The organism is Rhodococcus sp. 05-2254-5 (genome assembly GCF_002258575.1).
Lineage (GTDB): Bacteria > Actinomycetota > Actinomycetes > Mycobacteriales > Mycobacteriaceae > Rhodococcoides > Rhodococcoides fascians.
Genome location: NZ_NOZG01000026.1, coordinates 46210 through 63925, shown reverse-complemented (window position 1 = coordinate 63925; position 17716 = coordinate 46210). Strand labels below are relative to the sequence as shown.

Here is a 17716-nt window from a genome sequence, read left to right as displayed (position 1 = left end):
ACGAGCGGCCCGTCAGGCTCGCGGCACCCGACGGCCCAGTGGCACACGCAGCATGGCGTCGGTGCCACCTCCAGGAGCCGGATGCAGGCCCAGAGAACCGTTCAGTTCGACCGACACCAGAGTGCGTACGATCTGCAGCCCCAGTCCGTCCGAACGCTCCAACGAGAACCCTGCGGGCAATCCGCGGCCGTCGTCGTGGATGACGACGTCGAGCCATTTCGACGAACGATCGGCGCCGATGCGCACCACGCCGACCGATCCGGCGTCGAACCCGTGCTCCATCGCGTTCTGCACCAGCTCGGCCAACACCATCACCAGCGGCGTCGCCCGCTCGGCGGAGAAGACACCGAGTTGGCCGTCTCGGACCACCCGCACCCGAGGGTTGACGGTGGCGATGTCGAGCATGATCGGCACCAACCTGTCGACTATCTCGTCGAGGTCCACTTCTTCGTCGACCGACATCGACAGCATCTCGTGCACCAGCGCGATGGACGTCACGCGGCGAACGGATTCGGACAACGCGGTACGAGCTTCCTCGTTCTCGAGCCGACGCGACTGCAGCCTCAGCAGAGCCGCCACGGTCTGCAGATTGTTCTTCACTCGATGATGGATTTCGCGAATGGTCGCGTCCTTGCTGAGCAGCGCACGGTCGCGTCGCTTCACCTCGGTGACGTCTCGGACGAGTACGGCTGCGCCCGCGGATCGACCGTGCGGCTGCAGTGCCAACGTGCGCACCAGTACCGTCGCGCCGCGGGCGTCCACTTCCATTCGGTGTCCGACGTTGCCGGACAGTGACGACCGGATATGGTCGGCCACTTCTTGCGAATCGAACGGGTCGGTCACCAGAGACCGCGTCACCGATGCGAGGTCGCGGCCCGACAGTTCCGTCGTCAAACCCATCCGGTGGTACGCCGACAGCGCATTGGGGCTCGCGTAATCCACCCGTCCCTCGGTATCGATGCGGATGAAGCCGTCGCCGGCCCGCGGCGACGAGTTGACGTCGGTTCGCTCTTCCGGCGTCGGAAACATTCCCTCGCTGATCATCAGGCACAGATCGTCCGCACATTCCCGATACGCGACCTCGAGCGCACTCGGCGGACGAAGCTGGGCCGGATTGGTGTCGCGGGTCAGCACGGCGATGACGTGCTCTCCACACCGCACGGGAATGCTCTCGCTGCGGGTCAGAACACCACCCTGCACGATCTTTCGCTGTTGCAACGCGACGAGCACTTCGGGGTGCTCGGACTCGGAGATGGTCGTCCCCACGATGTCGTGGGTGAACACCGTCGGCGCAGTGGTGGGTCTGCACTGGGCGACACACAGCACGTCCGCCGACCCGTCCGAGACATCGTCGGTACCGACCCAGAGCAATACGTCCGCGAACGACAGGTCGGCCAGGAGCTGCCACTCCCCTACGACGCGCTGCAGATGGTCCACCGCGGCACCGGGCAGATCGGTGTGTTCGGCCAGCAGGTCACTGAGGGTCGACACAGGTTCTCACGCAGCCGTCGGTCAGGACACCACAGCGATGAGATCGCCCTGTTGAATGACATCCCCCACTGCGACGTCCACGGACGTGACGGTGCCTGCGGTCTCGGCGAGCACGGGAATCTCCATCTTCATCGACTCCAGCACGACCAACGTGTCACCGACCTCGACGGCATCACCGCGGGCCACGACCACCTGAAACACCGTCGACACCATCTCCGCACGAACATCCTCGGACACCGGCGAACCCCTCTCTCACGACACCTCGAACCGCGGCGGGCACACACCGGAGACCATGCCCGTCACAGTAAGCCAATCACACGTGGGAGACTGTAGTGAACAAACGAGAGGAGCCCATCATGGGAAAGCGTGGACGTAAGAAGCGTGCTCGTAAGGGCAACAAGGCCAACCACGGCAAACGTCCCAACAGCTGACGTTCTGCCACCAGCCACGAAGGGCCGAGAAGCACTGCTTCTCGGCCCTTCGTCGTCGGTACGATCAGGTTATTCGGAGTCGACGCTACGGGTCAGCACCGTGCGTCGGATTTCCAGGCTGAGTCGCTCGCGAAGCCCGGCGGGCGCTTGATCTCCGCCACATTTACGGGAGATCAGCCGCTTGACCTTCTCCTCGATGCCGTACGCCTCGAAGCACGATCCGCACTCGTCGATGTGCTTCTGCAACCGTTGCCTGCTGGCCTCGTCGCACTCGTTGTCCAACATGATCCATACGTCCGCGATCACGGCCGAGCAATCCAGTCGCTCGAATTCGGCGTCGGCTCCGCCGTCGCCCACAGAACCGCCGCCGATGATGTCATCGCCGGAATCATCGGTGCGCGTCACTGGACTACCTCCTGCTCGTGCCGGTCGACTGCGCCGTCCCGGTTGAATCCACGGTCGCGGGCCACACCCGCCAGCAAACCTCGAAGTTGCTTACGCCCACGATGCAAGCGCGACATCACCGTTCCGATGGGCGTTCCCATGATCTCCGCGATTTCCTTGTACGGGAAACCCTCGACATCGGCGTAATACACCGCCATCCGGAATTCCTCGGGCAACGACTGCAGAGCGGCCTTGATGTCGTCGTCCGGCAGTGCGTCCAGCGCCTCGACCTCGGCCGAGCGCAGTCCGGTGGACGTGTGTTCAGCGGTCGCGGCGAGCTGCCAGTCACTGATCTCGTCGGTCGGGTACTGCGCAGGCTGACGCTGCTTCTTGCGGTAGGAGTTGATGTAGGTGTTGGTCAGGATTCGGTAGAGCCACGCCTTGAGGTTCGTGCCCTCACGGAACGACCGGAACGCCGAGTAGGCCTTCACGAACGTCTCCTGCACCAGGTCCTCGGCATCTGCGGGATTGCGCGTCATCCGCAGCGCGGCACCGTACAGCTGGTCGAGCATCGGCAGCGCGTCACGCTCGAAGCGTTCGGTCAGCTGGGCCCCGGTCTCGGCTGCCCGCTGCTCGGCGATCGCCTTCTCGTCCGCTTCGGTGGGAGTCCTGGCTTCTGTCACGCTGATCCCTTCGGTAGCTTCCACCACCCAGGCTACCGCGCCCGAAGTCGGCTTCTGCGCCGAGATCACCCCCTTGATCGCCAAGGGACGTCCCGCGGTCAGCACTGCCATTCGTCATTCCTTCCGCCTGCATCCGTATCTGCGCTGTCACAACACTGCCGCGCGCCGCGGTGTTCCCGCCGCAGTCGATAGAGTCCGACGAATGGCTGCGTCGACTCCCGCTCTTGCGCTGCTCACCGCACGGAAGGTGGCGCATATCGTGCACACCTACGAGCACGATCCGCGCACGCAGTCGTTCGGCAGCGAGGCCGCCGAGATTCTGGGCGAGCGCCTCGGCGTGCACCCGAAGCAGGTGTTCAAGACCCTGGTCGTCGAACGCGCCGATCGTTCGCTGGCCGTCGCGGTGGTACCCGTCACCGGATTGCTCTCGTTGAAAGCGGCAGCAGCCGCTCTGGACACGCGGAAGGTCGCGATGGCCGACAGAGCTGCCGCCGAACGGTCGTCGGGCTACGTGTTCGGTGGAATTTCTCCGCTCGGCCAACGAAGATCCCTGCCCACCGTCATCGACGACTCGGCACTCGAGTTCGACCGTGTGCTGTGCAGCGGGGGTCGCCGTGGCCTGGAGATCGAACTCGCTCCGGCCGATCTGATTCGCCTCACGCGCGCCGTCACCGCGCCCATCGCCGCACACTGACCGCCGATGAGCGAAGATGGACCGGTGAGCACTTGGACAGCCCCCGCCGCCGATGGACCCATCGACGCGACAGTCACTCTGCCCGGATCGAAGTCGATCACCAATCGCGCGCTGATCATCGCCTCGCTCGCATCCGGCCCGTCAACCGTCACCGGCGCGCTTCGCAGCCGCGACACCGACTTGATGATCCACGCTCTGGAGACACTGGGCGTGCAGGTGGCCGCCGACCGCAACGATCCGACGTCTCTCCGTGTGACGCCGGGAACGCTGCACGGTGGAGCCGTCGAGTGCGGCCTGGCCGGAACGGTCATGCGTTTCGTCCCGCCCCTGGCCGCGCTCGCCGACGGCGTGGTGTCCTTCGACGGAGACGAGCAGGCTCGCGTACGGCCGCTCGACACCATCCTCGACGCACTGCGCGCTGTGGGCGCCGACGTCGATGGCAGCGCGCTGCCGTTCACGATGCGCGGTACCGGTTCGCTGCGTGGTGGATCCGTCGAGACTGATGCCTCGGGGTCGTCGCAGTTCGTCTCGGGTCTGATGCTCTCGGCCGCGGCGTTCGACGAGGGAATCGAGATCCATCACATCGGTAAGCCCGTCCCGTCCATGCCGCACATCGACATGACCGTGGAGATGCTGCGCCGTGCGGGCGTCCGAGTCGACACCCCGGAATCGAGCGGAGACGCGAACACCTGGCGCGTGCATCCCGGTTCGGTCACCCCCGTCGATTGGAGCATCGAGCCGGATCTCTCGAACGCCACCCCGTTCCTGGCTGCGGCCGCTGTCACCGAAGGTGTTGTGCGAGTACCGAATTGGCCCGAGTCTACGACTCAACCCGGTGATGTGTTCCGCGAGATCCTCACGCAGATGGGCGCGGTGGTCGAACTACACGCAGGGGTGCTGACCGTAGAAGGTCCGAACACGTTACGCGGCATCGACTTCGATCTGCACGACGTCGGCGAGCTGACCCCCACCGTCGCAGCGCTCGCCACTCTGGCCGAGGGGCCGTCCATCCTGCGCGGCATCGCCCACCTACGCGGTCACGAGACCGACCGACTGGCCGCACTGACGACCGAGATAGTGCGCCTCGGCGGGCGAGCGGTCGAAACCGACGACGGCATTCGCATCGATCCCGCGCCGCTGCACGGCGGCACCTGGCACTCCTACGCCGACCACCGCATGGCCACTGCCGGCGCGATCGTCGGGCTTCGCGTCCCGGGCGTCGAGGTCGACGACATCGGCACCACCGCCAAGACTCTCCCCGGCTTCGAGAACCTGTGGGACACGATGTTGTCCGCTTCCACACCCAGCGGGGTCGGATCCTGACCGCGCGCCGCTACGACGAGTCCGACGTCCGCATCCGGCCGGGCAAGAGTTCTCGTCCGCGCACCAAGACTCGACCCGAACACAACGACGCCGAAGCCGGCATGGTGGTGTCCGTGGACCGCGGCCGCTGGGGTTGCGTACTCGACGGTGACCCGTCTCGGCCGGTCGTGACGATGCGGGCCCGCGAGCTGGGGCGAACTCCGATCGTGGTGGGCGACGAGGTCGGCATCGTCGGAGATCTGTCGGGCAAGGTCGACACTCTGGCCCGAATCGTGCGCGTGGCCGAGCGGCGAACGGTGCTGCGCCGCACCGCGGACGACACCGACCCGTTCGAACGCGTCGTGGTGGCCAACGCCGACCGACTGCTCATCGTCGCAGCGCTTGCCGATCCACCTCCCCGCACCGGCTTCGTCGAGCGCGCTCTCGTCGCGGCGTACGTCGGCGGACTCGAACCGGTGCTGTGCCTGACCAAGAGCGATCTCGCTGCACCCGACGAGTTCACCGCGTCGTTCGCCGATCTGGACGTCCCGGTGGTACTGGCGGGCCAGTCCGAGGACCTGACCGAACTGACCGCCATGCTGACGAACAAGGTCACCGCGCTCATCGGACACTCCGGTGTCGGCAAGTCGACGCTTGTCAACAGACTGGTGCCCGACGCCTATCGCGCGACCGGGGTGGTCTCGGGCGTCGGCAAGGGCCGCCATACGTCGACGCAGTCGGTGGCGCTGCCGCTACCGGGCGGCGGATGGGTGGTCGACACTCCCGGCATCCGATCGTTCGGATTGGCGCACATCTCGCCGGAGAACGTCGTGGCCGCATTCTCCGACCTTGCCGAGACCATCGAGGACTGCCCCCGCGGCTGCACTCACCTGGGTCCGCCGGCAGATCCCGAGTGCGCTCTCGACACGCTCACCGGGGATGCAGCACGACGGGTGGCTGCCGTACGGCTCCTGCTGGAAGCGGTTCGAACGAACGAAGCCTGGTAGAGACCCACGGGGTCTGTACCAGGCTTCGCTGCTCGGAATCGGAGGCGGTCAGGCTGCTTTGCCGACCAGTCTGCGAATTCCCTTGCGCTTCTTGGTTTCTGCGATCGCGGTCCGAAGGCCACGCCGCTTTCCGGTGTCGGGATCGACGGCGAACAGACCTGCAGGCGCCTGTTCCCATTTACGCTCGGACGCGGTTTCCGGCGCGTCGTCGCTGGTCGCCTTCAAGTACTTGTTCGGAAGCGACAGCTTGGCGATGGTTCGCCAGGACAGGAAGTACTGGTGCACGATCGAACCGGTCGTGTACGGCAGGTCGTACTTCTCCGCGAGTTCGAGAACCCGAACCTTGATCTCCCGCAGACGATTGCTGGGTAGATCGGGGAACAGGTGATGCTCGATCTGGTAGCAGAGATTGCCGCTCATGAACTCCATGACCGGACCCGCGTTGAAGTTCGCGCTGCCCAGCATCTGACGCAAGTACCACTGCCCCTGCGTTTCGCCTTCCATGTCCGACTTGGTGAACTTCTCGGCACCGTCGGGGAAGTGCCCGCAGAAGATGACGGTGTTGGTCCACACGTTGCGCATCATGTTCGCGACGATGTTCGCCGTCAGCGTGCTCTTCCAGGCAGGTCCGGTGAGCAGTGGATGCAGGACGTAGTCCTTACCCATCTGCTTGCCGACCTTCTCGAGAACCTCGCGACGCTTCTGCTCGAATTCCTCACGTGGGACGCGACCCTTGGCCACCTTGCCCAGTTCCAGGTGCTGCAGCGCCACGCCGTACTCGAAGAACAGCTGCAGCAACAGGTTGTAGACCGGGTTGCCGATGTTGAACGGCTTCCAACGCTGGTCGCGGGTGACGCGCAGCAGGCCGTAACCCACGTCGTCGTCCATGCCCAACACGTTGGTGTACTTGTGGTGGATGTAGTTGTGCGTCTGCTTCCAGTGCGCCGAGGGCCCCGTGTTGTCCCACTCCCACGAGGTGGAGTGGATCTCCGGATCGTTCATCCAGTCCCACTGGCCGTGCATGACGTTGTGGCCGAGCTCCATGTTCTCGATGATCTTCGCGACCCCGAGCATGGCGGTACCGACCAGCCATGCCGGGCGGCGGCGACTGGCGAACAGGACTGCACGTCCGCCGATGTCGAGCGAGCGTTGCAGCCGAATCGTGTTCTTCACGTACCGGGCGTCGCGTTCACCACGGGACGCCTCGATGTCTCGCCGAATCGCGTCGAGCTCGTGGCCCAGTGCTTCGATGTCGGCGTCGGTCAGATGCGCGTATTCCTTGATGTCCGAAATCGCCATGGGAAACAGCCTCCTGGCAGTTGTGAACACACAGCGTGCGGTAGTGAGCCGTGTGCATTTCCGTCACCTACCGTATCGTAACTTACGGTCGCGTAGGTTACGGGCGCGAATCTGTGTGACGATTCACAATCAGGCGGTGACGTCCGATCGCCGGAGCGCCTTCGCCTGTCGTCTGGCTTCTTTCTTCGCGTTGCGCAGAGCTCCTCGCGCCTCCTGCATCGCCGAGCGCAGTCCACGGCGCTGGCCGGTGAGCGGGTCGATCCGAAGTGCGTGCACGGTCGGAGAATCGCCGACGCGCCAACGCCGCTCCGACGATGTCTCGGGCGCGTTGTCCGAGGTTGCGCGCAACCACTTGTCGGGCAGCGACAGCTTGTGGATGGTCCGCAGTGCCAACAGGTACTGCTTACCGAGCGACCCTGTCGTGTACGGCAGGTCGTACTTGTCGCACAGCGCGTGCACCTTCTCGGCGATCTCCGAGTACCGATTGCTCGGCAGATCCGGGAACATGTGGTGCTCGATCTGGTAGCAGAGGTTTCCGCTCATGAACGCCATGACGGGGCCGGCCTCGAAGTTGGCACTACCGAGCATCTGCCGCAGGTACCACTCGGGACGGGTCTCGTTCTCGAACTGACCGATCGTGAACTTCTCGGCACCGTCGGGAAAGTGACCGCAGAAGATCACGGCGTAGGCCCAGAGGTTTCGAACCAGGTTGGCCGTGGCGTTGGCGGTCAACGTGGACTTCCACGCCGGGCCGGACAGGGCCGGGAACAGGACGAAGTCCTTGCCGACCTGCTTGGCGATCTTGCGCGCGAAAGCGCGGGCCGCCGGTGACTTGAAGAGGCCTTTTTCGTGTTCCCCGTCGAGCTGCTTCTGAGCGTCGTAGTCGTGCAGTGCGATGCCCCACTCGAACGTCGTCGCCAGGACGATGTTGGCGAGCGGCTGAACGAGGTTGATCGGCTTCCACGGCTCGTCGCGGGTCATCCGTAGGATGCCGAAACCGATGTCGTCGTCCATTCCGACGATGTTGGTGTACGTGTGGTGCGAGTAGTTGTGCGCCCGCTTCCACTGCTCCGACGGTCCGGTCTGGTCCCACTCCCACGAGGTGGAGTGAATTTCCGGATCGTTCATCCAATCCCACTGGCCGTGCATCACGTTGTGGCCGAGTTCCATGTTCTCGATGATCTTGGCGACGCTGAGCATCGCGGTCCCCACGAGCCATGCCGGCCGGTACTTGCTGCCGAGCAGCACGGCGCGTCCGCCGAGCTCGAGCATGCGCTGAGCTCGGATGGTCCGGCGAATGTATGCGGCATCGCGTTCACCGCGACTGTCCTCGACGTCGCGGCGAATGGCGTCCAGTTCGCGCCCGAACGCTTCCATGTCTTCTTCGGTCAGGTGAGCGAACTCTTTGATGTCGGTGATGGCCACCGGGTCCTCCAACAGTTGTGTGCGGCGCCCGAAATACCGGGGTTCAGCGTGGGCAACCTACGTGAGAGTAACCCAGCAGCCTGAGAAGGCAGTGTGCGAAAAACAGACCTACAGTTCCAATGTGCAGTCACCCGCGGCTGCGGAAATGCATGTCTGGACGCGGTCACCCTCGCTGTGTTCCTTACCGGAACGTAGGTCGATCACATGTCCTGCCGTCAACGGCACCACACACGTCTGGCAGATACCCATACGGCAGCCGAACGGCATCCGAACACCCACATTTTCGCCTGCTTCGAGCAGTGTGGTCGCCCCGTCCGCCGCCGCTTTCTTGTCGGACTTGGAGAACGTGACGGTTCCGCCCGAACCGGACGTATCGGCGCGTGAGATCTCGAACCGCTCGAGGTGCAGCTTGTGCTCGATGCCCTCGCGCTTCCACGTCTTCTCGATTTCTTCGAGCAGTGCCGCGGGACCGCAGGCCCAGGTGTCGCGGGTACGCCAGTCGGGGTACAGCTCGTCGAGCGAGGACAGAGCGAACTTGCCATCGGAACGCGTCAACTGCACGTGAGAGGTGAACTCGGGATGCGACTTCTCGAGGGCTGCGAGTTCGGCCGCGAACATCACCTCGTCCTCTGTGGGGGCCGAGTGGATATGCACGGTATCGGGCATGTCGCCGTGGCGATCGAGTGCTCTGAGCATCGAGATGACCGGGGTGATGCCGCTACCTGCGGTGACGAAGAGAATCTTGGCGGGCGGCGGAACAGGCAGTGCGAAATTGCCCTTCGGTGCCGCCAGTCGCACGATGGTCCCCTGCGGCACGCCGCCCACCAGATGTGACGACAGGAACCCTTCGGGCATCGCCTTGACCGTGATGGAGATCAGCTTGTCTTCCCAGTTCGGCGGCGAGGTCAGTGAATACGAGCGCCAGTGCCACCGACCGCCGAGATGCAGTCCGATTCCGATGTACTGACCCGGCTGATAGTCGAAATTGAAGCCCCACCCGGGCTGGATCACCAGTGTCACCGCGGTAGCGGTTTCCTTCTCCACGCGTACGACGCGGCCGCGCAGTTCACGGGCCGACCACAACGGGTTGGCGAGGTGCAAGTAGTCGTCGGGTAGCAAGGGAGTGGTGATGCGGGTGAAAGCACCACGCAGCATGTTCAGCCTCGGCCGCTTGGGTGCCGAGACACCGGCCACCGGGGCCTCCAACCACTTCTTCAGATCCATCGGGTGTTCCCCATCCCCTCGATCGTCGTACCGAACCGCGTGCGGGCATCGAGGTTACGCTACCGTAGGTTGAGTCCCCTGGTCACCTCTGCAGGCAGCTCAACCGTGGATATCGCCAGGTCGTGGCCGAGAGCAGGATCACAGCAGATCGAGCAGAAACGGTAGTTCCTGGGGGGCGTACCACGCCAGCGTGTGGTCTTCGGCATCACCGAGAACGAATTCTGCATCGGCATCGCCCATGTCCGCTGCGTCCACGGCGGAGACAGCCTTGGTAACTGCTTCCTCGGCCCCTTCCAGATCGACGTGCACCGACGCGACCTGATCCATTCGCAGCGGTTCCTTCAGCCGAACGACAGCGTCGTCGAGATCGGGACGCAGGGTGGGATCGTCGACGTCTGCGGCAATCACCGCCCGTCGGTAGACCACGCCGTCGGCCACCGTCCCCGTGTCCGCCTCGTCGTCGACGGCCGCGGCGATCAGGCGCAGCGAGGCACGCGCGGCCTCCCCCATCGCGACCTCGGACAACTCCTCGTCGTCGCCCGACGAGTACGCCTCACGCAAGGTGGGCGTCACCGCGAATGCGGTGCGCGAGACCGGACTGAACTCGCCCTCGGCTGCGAGCACTTTCAAGAATTCCAGCGTCGCCGGAACGTAGACACGCATTGCAGAAGACCTCACACTCTCGATTCGTTGCTGGCGTCGACCAACTCTTCCAGCGCCTCGTGCAGTAGCGCTGTCACCACATCCACATCGGGCATCGCTCCGCGGTCGGCGTTGAGCCCGAAGAACACGAAACCGTCGTACGACGTCAGCCCGATACTCAACGCCTGATTCTCGAACAGCGGCGACACCGGGTACATCTCGAGCATCCGGGCACCACCGACGTACAGCGGAAACTGCGGGCCCGGCGCGTTCGTGACGATCAGGTTGAACACTCGTTGCGAGAGTCGGCTACCCGCCCGCGCACCCATGGCATGCAGGCTCGCCGGAGCGAACCCACTGATCCGCATCAGCGTCTGAGCCGTCACACCGCGGCTCTGATGAGAATGGGCCTCGGTCGCGTGCGCGATGTGAGACAGCCGAACGACGGCGTTCGACTCCCCCACCGGGAGGTCGACGAGGAACGAGGACACCTCGCTGCGATCGTCCTCGGCCGGCTCACCGGACATGTCGCTGCCCTCACCGAAGCCGACGCGATCGGACGAGACGTACACCGACATCGGCACCATGGCTCGCACCGTGGACGATGCCGTGACGGGTTCGCCGCGCGAGAGCAGCCAATTTCGCAGCGCGCCGGTGACGACTGCGAGCACGACGTCGTTGATCGAGCAGTCGAATCTGTCGTGGATCCTGCGGTAATCGGCCAGCTCGGTCTTGGCCACGGCGAACCGACGATTTCGTGAGATCGGCGCGTTCAGTGGGCTGGACGGGGCGCTCTGTGTCGCGGTACGCAGCACGGCCGCGACCTTGCCCGCGGCGCGCAATGCGTCGCCCGCGAGACCGGCAACCCCGTTGACCGCGCCGCGCAACGTCTCGATGCTCTCGCCCGGACGCACCACCAGTTCGGTGAGCGCGTCGAGCACCAACACCGAGTCCTTGGGCTCACGGGCGGGCATCCACAGCTCCTCGGCCATCGGCGCGGGGTTCTTGCTCGCGTCCAGAATGACCTGACCGATGTCGAGCGCATTCTCGCCGTCGACGAGGGCCGAATGAGACTTGGTGAAGATGGCGAAACGATTCTTCGCGAGGCCCTCGACCAGGTACATCTCCCACAACGGTCGGGTGCGATCGAGCGGCCGTGAGGTCAGTCGCGCGATCAGGTCGTGCAACTGATCGTCCGTCCCCGGCTTGGGTAGTGCGGAACGACGGATGTGATAGGTGATGTCGAAATCCGCGTCGTCCACCCAGACCGGCCGCGCCAAACCGAACGCGACTTCGCGGACCTTCTGCCGGTAGCGCGGAACCAGCATCAGTCGCTGTTCGACCAACGACAGCAGTCGGTCGTAACTGAAACCGCTCCGCGGGGTCCGAAAGACGGCGAGCGAGCCGAGGTGCATGGGACTGCTGCCGGCCTCGAGAAAGTAGAACGACGCATCCTGCGCCGTCAGTCTGGTCGCCATCGCGTGTCTCGGTCCCCGTCCTCGCACGTGGTGCGCCCCGATCGATACCGCCTGTTGCGCGGTGTGCTCGAACTCAGAGTACGTGGGTTCGCGACGTGAGTCCCAGTGCCGGGTGGGCACCGACGTGTCGCCGATCTCGGGAACCGAAATTCGATCGCGACCGTCAATGTCGGTGTGAGCGTCATCGAATCCAACGATCCGCCGGACACCGGGGACGACAGCCCGATACCGTCGCCGGCGGACTCTCGGCTGCGCGCCGAGCACCATTGCTTTCTGTCGCGGCCGACCCAGTTCGAGCCGCCACTCTCGGCAGGCGCGGTGCACACCTGGGGACGGGGTGAGAGCGCGGACAGGCCACCGGAACGCCATCCGGCATCGGTACGCAGCACTCGCCCCCGCCGCCGGGCCGAGGCACCCCATCGACCGATCGTGCAAGTGGTGCCCGCCGATGCGCGGGCGAGCGCCGAACGCGCCATGCGGTTGCTCATCGAGGTGATCGACCGCAGGCGCAGTGCCGAGCAACTGTCCTCGTTGTTCACTGCGCCCGTGATCGACCTGATTCGCACCATCGTCCGCACGCCCCCACCGGGACGGCGACTCGGATTCGCCGCGGTGCGTCGCGTGCACGTCGCTTATAGATCGGACACGTCGGCCGAGATATTCGGCTCGTACACCCGCGGCCCACGCACCTTCGCCTTCGCGGGCCGAATCGAGCAAGCGGTCGACCCGCGGCGGCCAGGATGGACGGTCACCTCGTTGCGAGTGGGTTGAGAACACGGGTCGCCCGGCGAGGTCGCGCCGGATCGACCCGGCCGACTACTTCTTGCGCTTGGAGCGCGCCGACTTCTTCGGTGCTTTGTTCTGCGCTCGCGCTGCTTCGCGACGCTCGCGTCGGGTTCCCTCGGCCGCCGACTCCGCGCTCGCTGCAGCATCCGATCGCTGCACAGCCGTACCGCCCCCCTCGGCCGGGCCGGAGAACGTCAATCTCTGTTCGTCCCGCTCGTCGAGTCCTTTGGCACGCAGAGCTGTGGGAGCTGCCTGAGCTGGAGCGGCAGGGGCCGGGGCCGCCTTGGCCGCAGGCTGACCGCCCGTGGCCGCAGGTGCCGACGTGGCCGCAGGTGCCGACGTTGCCGCAGCTGCCGGGCGACCGGATCCGACGGGTGAGGCCAACCCGGGGGCAACCGCGAGACCGGCGGACGCGGCCGGACCTGCCGGGGCAGGGGTCGCCTCGACCTGGAGGTTGAACAGAAAGCCCACCGACTCCTCTTTGAGGCCGTCGAGCATGCCCTGGAACATGTCGTAGCCCTCCCGCTGGTACTCGACCAGTGGATCTCGCTGGGCCATCGCACGCAGTCCGATGCCCTCCTTGAGGTAGTCCATCTCGTAGAGATGCTCGCGCCACTTGCGATCGAGGACGGACAGCAGAACCCGACGTTCGAGCTCCCGCATTCCGTTCTCGCCTGCGATGCCGTCGATCTCGGCCTCGCGAGCGGCGTAGGCCGAGCGGGCGTCCTCGAGCAGCGCCTCGCGCAGCTCGTCGCGGCTCAGGTCACCCTTCTCGCCGTCCTCGTTCTCGCCCGAGAGAACCTTGTGGTCGATACCGACCGGATACAGAGTCTTCAGAGCCGTCCACAACTGCTCCAGATCCCAGTCCTCGACGTAGCCCTCGCTCGTCGCACCATCGACGTAGGCGGTGATCACGTCGGTGATCATGCCCTCGACCTGGCCCTCCATGTCGGCACCTTCGAGGATGCGCCTGCGCTCCTCGTAGATGACCGTGCGCTGCTGGTTCATCACCTCGTCGTACTTGAGGACGTTCTTGCGGATCTCGAAGTTCTGCTGCTCGACCTGGGTCTGTGCGCTCTTGATGGCCTTGGACACCATCTTGGCCTCGATCGGGACGTCGTCGGGCAAGTTGAGCCGAGTCATGATCGATTCGAGTGCGCCGCCGTTGAATCGACGCATCAACTCGTCGCCGAGCGAAAGGTAGAACCGCGATTCGCCCGGATCACCCTGACGACCGGAGCGCCCTCTGAGCTGGTTGTCGATACGACGTGAGTCGTGGCGCTCGGTTCCGAGAACGTACAGGCCACCGGCCTCGCGCACGGTGTCCGCGTCGGCCTTGACCTGTGCCTTGACCTCATCCAGAGCAGGCTCCCAGGCGGCCTCGTACTCCTCGGGAGTCTCCACCGGGTCCAAGCCCTGCTTACGCAGCTTCAGGTCGGCGAGGATGTCCGGGTTGCCGCCGAGCACGACGTCGGTGCCACGGCCGGCCATGTTGGTCGCCACCGTCACCGCGCCCTGTCGCCCGGCCTCGGCGATGATCGTCGCTTCCTGCTCGTGGAACTTCGCATTGAGCACGTTGTGCGCGACGCCGCGCTTGGTGAACTGCTTCGACAGATACTCCGACCGTTCCACGCTCGTGGTGCCGATGAGAACCGGCTGGCCCTTCTCGTGCCGCTCGACGACATCGTCGACCACCGCGTCGAACTTGGCTTCTTCCGTCTTGTAGATCAGGTCGCCGTTGTCGACGCGGACCATCGGGCGGTTCGTCGGGATCGGAATGACGCCCAATCCGTAGATCTGATGCAGCTCCGCGGCCTCGGTCTCGGCCGTACCGGTCATGCCGGAGAGCTTGTCGTACAGGCGGAAGTAGTTCTGCAGAGTGATCGTGGCGAGGGTCTGGTTCTCGGCCTTGATCTCCACCTTCTCCTTGGCCTCGATCGCCTGGTGCATGCCCTCGTTGTAGCGGCGTCCCACCAGGATGCGACCGGTGAACTCGTCGACGATGATGACCTCGCCGTCGCGGACGATGTAGTCCTTGTCCTTGGTGTAGAGCTCTTTGGCCTTGATGGCGTTGTTCAGGTAGTTCACCAGAGGCGAGTTGGCCGCCTCGTACAGGTTGTCGATACCGAGCTGATCCTCGACCAGCTCGACGCCGGCCTCGTGCACACCGATGGTGCGCTTGCGGATATCGACCTCGTAGTGGGTGTCGACCTTCAGCATGGGGGCGATCCGGGCGAACTCGCCGTACCACTTGCTCGACGCGTCGGCGGGGCCCGAGATGATCAGTGGGGTTCGCGCCTCGTCGATGAGGATCGAGTCGACCTCGTCGACCACGGCGAAGTTGTGTCCGCGCTGCACCAGATCGTCGAGCGAGTGCGTCATGTTGTCGCGTAGGTAGTCGAACCCGAACTCGTTGTTGGTGCCGTAGGTGATGTCGGCGGCATACGCTGCACGGCGTTCGACCGGCGTCATCCCGGACAGGATCACGTCCACCGACAGACCCAGGAAGCGGTGCACACGGCCCATCCACTCCGAGTCACGCTTGGCGAGGTAGTCGTTGACCGTCACCACGTGCACACCGTCGCCGGAGATGGCGTTCAGGTAGGCAGGCAGAACACACGTCAGGGTCTTGCCCTCGCCGGTCTTCATCTCGGCGATGTTGCCGAAGTGCAGGGCAGCTCCGCCCATCACCTGCACGTCGAAGTGCCGCTGGGACAGCACCCGCCACGATGCCTCACGGGCGACCGCGAATGCCTCGGGCAGCAACTGATCCAAGGTCTCCCCGGACGAGTACCTCTCCTTGAACTCGGCGGTCTTACCCCGCAGTTCGTCGTCGGAGAGACTCTCGACGTCCGAAGACAGGGTCGAGACGTGGTCAGCGATGTTCTTGAGCCGCTTGACCATGCGACCTTCACCAACACGGAGCAGCTTGGAAAACGACAGCGACGGCACGGGTTTTCTCGTCCTCGATCCTCGGTTCACGGGTACTGACACGAACAAATCTGTTACTCGACGCGTTACTGCTACCTGCACGAGCGCACGGGTTCGTCACCGTGACGTCCGCGCGGCAGTAACCCGAACGCGTCCATGGTAGGCGGTCTCGCTGTGGGTACGGCAGTCCCACTGTCGGTCCCCGAACGACACCACGCCGGCATTCGGACAACCCCGACACAGCACTGCAGGCTCGACGTGGGGATCGTGTGTCCGGCGTCGAGCCTGCAGTGGTCGGATATTTCACGGACGGCGAACGACCCGTTCGCCGTCACGCTCGGTCAGGTGAGCCTGATCAGGCCGTAGTCGAAGGCATGCCGTCGATACACCACGGAAGGCCGGTCGGTGGCGCTGTCGTGAAACAGGAAGAAGTCGTGGCCGACCAGTTCCATCTCGTACAGCGCATCGTCGACGCTCATCGGTGCGGCCGAGTGAACCTTCGTGCGAACGATGTGCCCGGGGCCGGTCTGATCGTCCTCGAACGAATCCAGCTTGGTCTCGGGATCGAGCGCAAGTGTGTCGTCTTCGGCGAGTTCAGCGGTGGCCTCGGCGACGGATACGGGTCTCTTCTCGCCGTAGTGGACCTTGCGCCGATCCTTGGTACGCCTGAGTCTGCTTTCGAGTTTCGAGGTCACTGCTTCGAGTGCGGCATAGAAACTGTCTGCGCACGCTTCGGCACGAACGACCGGGCCTTTGCCCTTCGCGGTGATCTCCACGCGTTGACATGCTTTGGCCTGACGGCGATTTCGTTCGTGCTGCAGTTCGACATCGAACAAGTAGATGGAGGGGTCGAAGCGCTCGAGGCGAGCCAGTTTCTCGGACACGTATATCCGAAAATGGTCCGGTATCTCGACGTTGCGGCCCTTGACCACAACGTCGGCATTGCTCTTGGCGGGTTCTTCCGAAGGCTTCTCGTCGAAGAAAACCGAGGCTTGTGAAGGGGTCGTCACGTGTACCTCCCGATATCGGCCACGCCCACTGTTGGACGTGGCAGGTGTGCATGCCGAATGGGGAACCTTCCGGCATCTCGAGTCCGGGGCATCACCTCACGTCCGTGTTTCTACGGGTCGTTCTACCGGTCCGCTCCGTCGTGATGGAGCGTGTCCGCGACGTTAGTCGGTCATCGACGCGTGTGCCACCGTTCACCCCGAATTGGTTGTCGGCGTGTCTCGTCGACTCGCGTTCACGCGCTGGCCACCACGATCGCACCGGCCAACGAGATCCCGAAATCGGTTAGCACTCTTGCACATTCGGCCAGGGTCGCCCCGGTGGTCACCACGTCGTCGACGAGAAGAACGGTCAGTTCGTCGGTTCGCGGCCGCGGCCGGCCGATAGCCGGGCGCGACTGTCCGACCAACTCGATCCGGCCCGCCACGTTGTGCTGACGCTGACCTGCCGAGAGCCCGACCGAATCCCGCACTCCCCCGGCCATCTTCAGCAGCTGGGGAACCGGTACTCGCTCCGGTGCCAACTCGGTCGCTGCGTTCCTCGCACACCGCAGCACCGGATCGCCCCCTCGGGCTCGCGCTGCGCGCGCCCGGGACGGAGCGCACACCAGAACGAGGGGACTCAGCTCCGGTGGATCGATCTCGCCTGCAGCACGCAGTTGGTGCACCGCACCGGCCAGCGCCCGGCCGAACGGCACGGACACGGCCCGTCGGCCCCGTTCCTTCAGTGCGATCACCCCGTTGCGCCGAGGGCCGGTGTACGTGCCCAGCGCCCAGCAGGGCACCCCCGGATCGACCCGCGGACGCACCCGGACAGGCGGCACCGACAGCGCCTGTTCACAACGGCGACACCACTGCTCCCCCGGCACCCCACACCCGGCACATTCGAGGGGCAGGACGAGGTCGAGAAGCGTTCTCATGACCGTGAAGTG

General features: G+C 64.8%; 17 protein-coding genes. 5 read left to right on the top strand and 12 right to left on the bottom strand.

The features are described 5' to 3' along the window. Positions 1–12: 12 nt before the first annotated feature. Positions 13–1491: a sensor histidine kinase gene (locus tag CH278_RS16110; RefSeq protein WP_094622382.1), complete on the bottom strand. Its 1479-nt coding sequence runs from the start codon at positions 1489–1491 to the stop codon at positions 13–15. A gap of 21 nt (positions 1492–1512) precedes the next feature. Next, positions 1513–1728, bottom strand: a complete 216-nt coding sequence (locus CH278_RS16105) for a biotin/lipoyl-binding carrier protein (protein WP_027496523.1) — start codon at positions 1726–1728, stop codon at positions 1513–1515. Positions 1729–1847: 119 nt separating this feature from the next. Between CH278_RS16105 and CH278_RS28250 the strand changes: the two genes are divergently transcribed. Beyond that, a complete protein-coding gene (locus CH278_RS28250; protein WP_370878772.1) occupies positions 1848–1922 on the top strand; it encodes a 50S ribosomal protein bL37 in 75 nt (24 codons plus the stop codon). Positions 1923–1991: 69 nt separating this feature from the next. Here the strand turns inward: CH278_RS28250 and rsrA are convergent, their stop codons facing one another. Next, entirely contained in the window at positions 1992–2279 is a 288-nt protein-coding gene (rsrA, locus tag CH278_RS16100; RefSeq protein ID WP_179274452.1) for a mycothiol system anti-sigma-R factor, read from the bottom strand. A gap of 44 nt (positions 2280–2323) precedes the next feature. Then, a complete protein-coding gene (locus CH278_RS16095) occupies positions 2324–3100 on the bottom strand; it encodes a sigma-70 family RNA polymerase sigma factor (protein ID WP_256991856.1) in 777 nt (258 codons plus the stop codon). A gap of 91 nt (positions 3101–3191) precedes the next feature. Between CH278_RS16095 and ybaK the strand changes: the two genes are divergently transcribed. Genes ybaK through rsgA form a run of 3 tightly spaced genes read left to right on the top strand, consistent with a single transcriptional unit; the run spans position 3192 to position 5992 of the window. Then, entirely contained in the window at positions 3192–3683 is a 492-nt protein-coding gene (gene ybaK / locus CH278_RS16090; RefSeq protein WP_094622381.1) for a Cys-tRNA(Pro) deacylase, read from the top strand. Between the two features lie 6 nt (positions 3684–3689). Continuing rightward, on the top strand, positions 3690–5006 hold the full coding sequence (gene aroA / locus CH278_RS16085; RefSeq protein WP_094622380.1) for a 3-phosphoshikimate 1-carboxyvinyltransferase: 1317 nt from the start codon (positions 3690–3692) through the stop codon (positions 5004–5006). Continuing rightward, complete coding sequence (rsgA, locus tag CH278_RS16080; protein WP_027496518.1) at positions 4958–5992, top strand: ribosome small subunit-dependent GTPase A; 1035 nt, start codon at positions 4958–4960, stop codon at positions 5990–5992. Before aroA ends, rsgA begins: the two co-directional genes overlap by 49 nt. A 48-nt stretch (positions 5993–6040) precedes the next feature. On the opposite strand, the gene CH278_RS16075 is transcribed toward rsgA, so the two are convergent. The 5 genes from CH278_RS16075 to CH278_RS16055 all read right to left on the bottom strand — a co-directional run bounded on the left by CH278_RS16075 (position 6041) and on the right by CH278_RS16055 (position 12060). Next, positions 6041–7291, bottom strand: a complete 1251-nt coding sequence (locus CH278_RS16075) for a fatty acid desaturase family protein (RefSeq protein ID WP_032370715.1) — start codon at positions 7289–7291, stop codon at positions 6041–6043. 129 nt (positions 7292–7420) lie between these two features. Continuing rightward, positions 7421–8716 (bottom strand): fatty acid desaturase family protein, encoded by a 1296-nt coding sequence (locus tag CH278_RS16070; RefSeq protein ID WP_094622379.1) that lies wholly within the window; start codon positions 8714–8716, stop codon positions 7421–7423. A gap of 108 nt (positions 8717–8824) precedes the next feature. After that, positions 8825–9940 (bottom strand): ferredoxin reductase, encoded by a 1116-nt coding sequence (locus CH278_RS16065; protein ID WP_027496515.1) that lies wholly within the window; start codon positions 9938–9940, stop codon positions 8825–8827. Positions 9941–10078: 138 nt separating this feature from the next. Further along, positions 10079–10603, bottom strand: a complete 525-nt coding sequence (locus CH278_RS16060) for a DUF6912 family protein (RefSeq protein WP_027496514.1) — start codon at positions 10601–10603, stop codon at positions 10079–10081. Between the two features lie 11 nt (positions 10604–10614). Beyond that, the gene (locus CH278_RS16055) at positions 10615–12060 is read right to left on the bottom strand and encodes a WS/DGAT/MGAT family O-acyltransferase (RefSeq protein ID WP_027496513.1); all 1446 of its coding nucleotides are present in this window, start codon (positions 12058–12060) and stop codon (positions 10615–10617) included. A 174-nt stretch (positions 12061–12234) separates the two neighbouring features. Between CH278_RS16055 and CH278_RS16050 the strand changes: the two genes are divergently transcribed. Then, the gene (locus CH278_RS16050) at positions 12235–12831 is read left to right on the top strand and encodes an Rv3235 family protein (RefSeq protein ID WP_143536273.1); all 597 of its coding nucleotides are present in this window, start codon (positions 12235–12237) and stop codon (positions 12829–12831) included. 45 nt (positions 12832–12876) lie between these two features. On the opposite strand, the gene secA is transcribed toward CH278_RS16050, so the two are convergent. The 3 genes from secA to CH278_RS16035 form a co-directional block, all read right to left on the bottom strand. Next, positions 12877–15798: a preprotein translocase subunit SecA gene (gene secA, locus CH278_RS16045; RefSeq protein WP_094622377.1), complete on the bottom strand. Its 2922-nt coding sequence runs from the start codon at positions 15796–15798 to the stop codon at positions 12877–12879. Positions 15799–16118: 320 nt separating this feature from the next. Next, entirely contained in the window at positions 16119–16787 is a 669-nt protein-coding gene (hpf, locus tag CH278_RS16040; RefSeq protein ID WP_027496511.1) for a ribosome hibernation-promoting factor, HPF/YfiA family, read from the bottom strand. 233 nt (positions 16788–17020) lie between these two features. After that, the gene (locus tag CH278_RS16035) at positions 17021–17704 is read right to left on the bottom strand and encodes a ComF family protein (RefSeq protein ID WP_032408108.1); all 684 of its coding nucleotides are present in this window, start codon (positions 17702–17704) and stop codon (positions 17021–17023) included. Positions 17705–17716 lie beyond the last annotated feature (12 nt).

Excerpts from the sequence above, each read along its gene's own strand:
- CH278_RS16065 (WP_027496515.1), bottom strand. The coding sequence starts at position 9,940 with ATGGATCTGAAGAAGTGGTTGGAGGCCCCGGTGGCCGGTGTCTCGGCA.
- aroA (WP_094622380.1), top strand. The coding sequence starts at position 3,690 with ATGAGCGAAGATGGACCGGTGAGCACTTGGACAGCCCCCGCCGCCGAT.
- CH278_RS16095 (WP_256991856.1), bottom strand. The coding sequence starts at position 3,100 with ATGGCAGTGCTGACCGCGGGACGTCCCTTGGCGATCAAGGGGGTGATC.
- CH278_RS16035 (WP_032408108.1), bottom strand. The coding sequence starts at position 17,704 with ATGAGAACGCTTCTCGACCTCGTCCTGCCCCTCGAATGTGCCGGGTGT.
- CH278_RS16055 (WP_027496513.1), bottom strand. The coding sequence starts at position 12,060 with ATGGCGACCAGACTGACGGCGCAGGATGCGTCGTTCTACTTTCTCGAG.
- CH278_RS16075 (WP_032370715.1), bottom strand. The coding sequence starts at position 7,291 with ATGGCGATTTCGGACATCAAGGAATACGCGCATCTGACCGACGCCGAC.
- CH278_RS16060 (WP_027496514.1), bottom strand. The coding sequence starts at position 10,603 with ATGCGTGTCTACGTTCCGGCGACGCTGGAATTCTTGAAAGTGCTCGCA.
- ybaK (WP_094622381.1), top strand. The coding sequence starts at position 3,192 with ATGGCTGCGTCGACTCCCGCTCTTGCGCTGCTCACCGCACGGAAGGTG.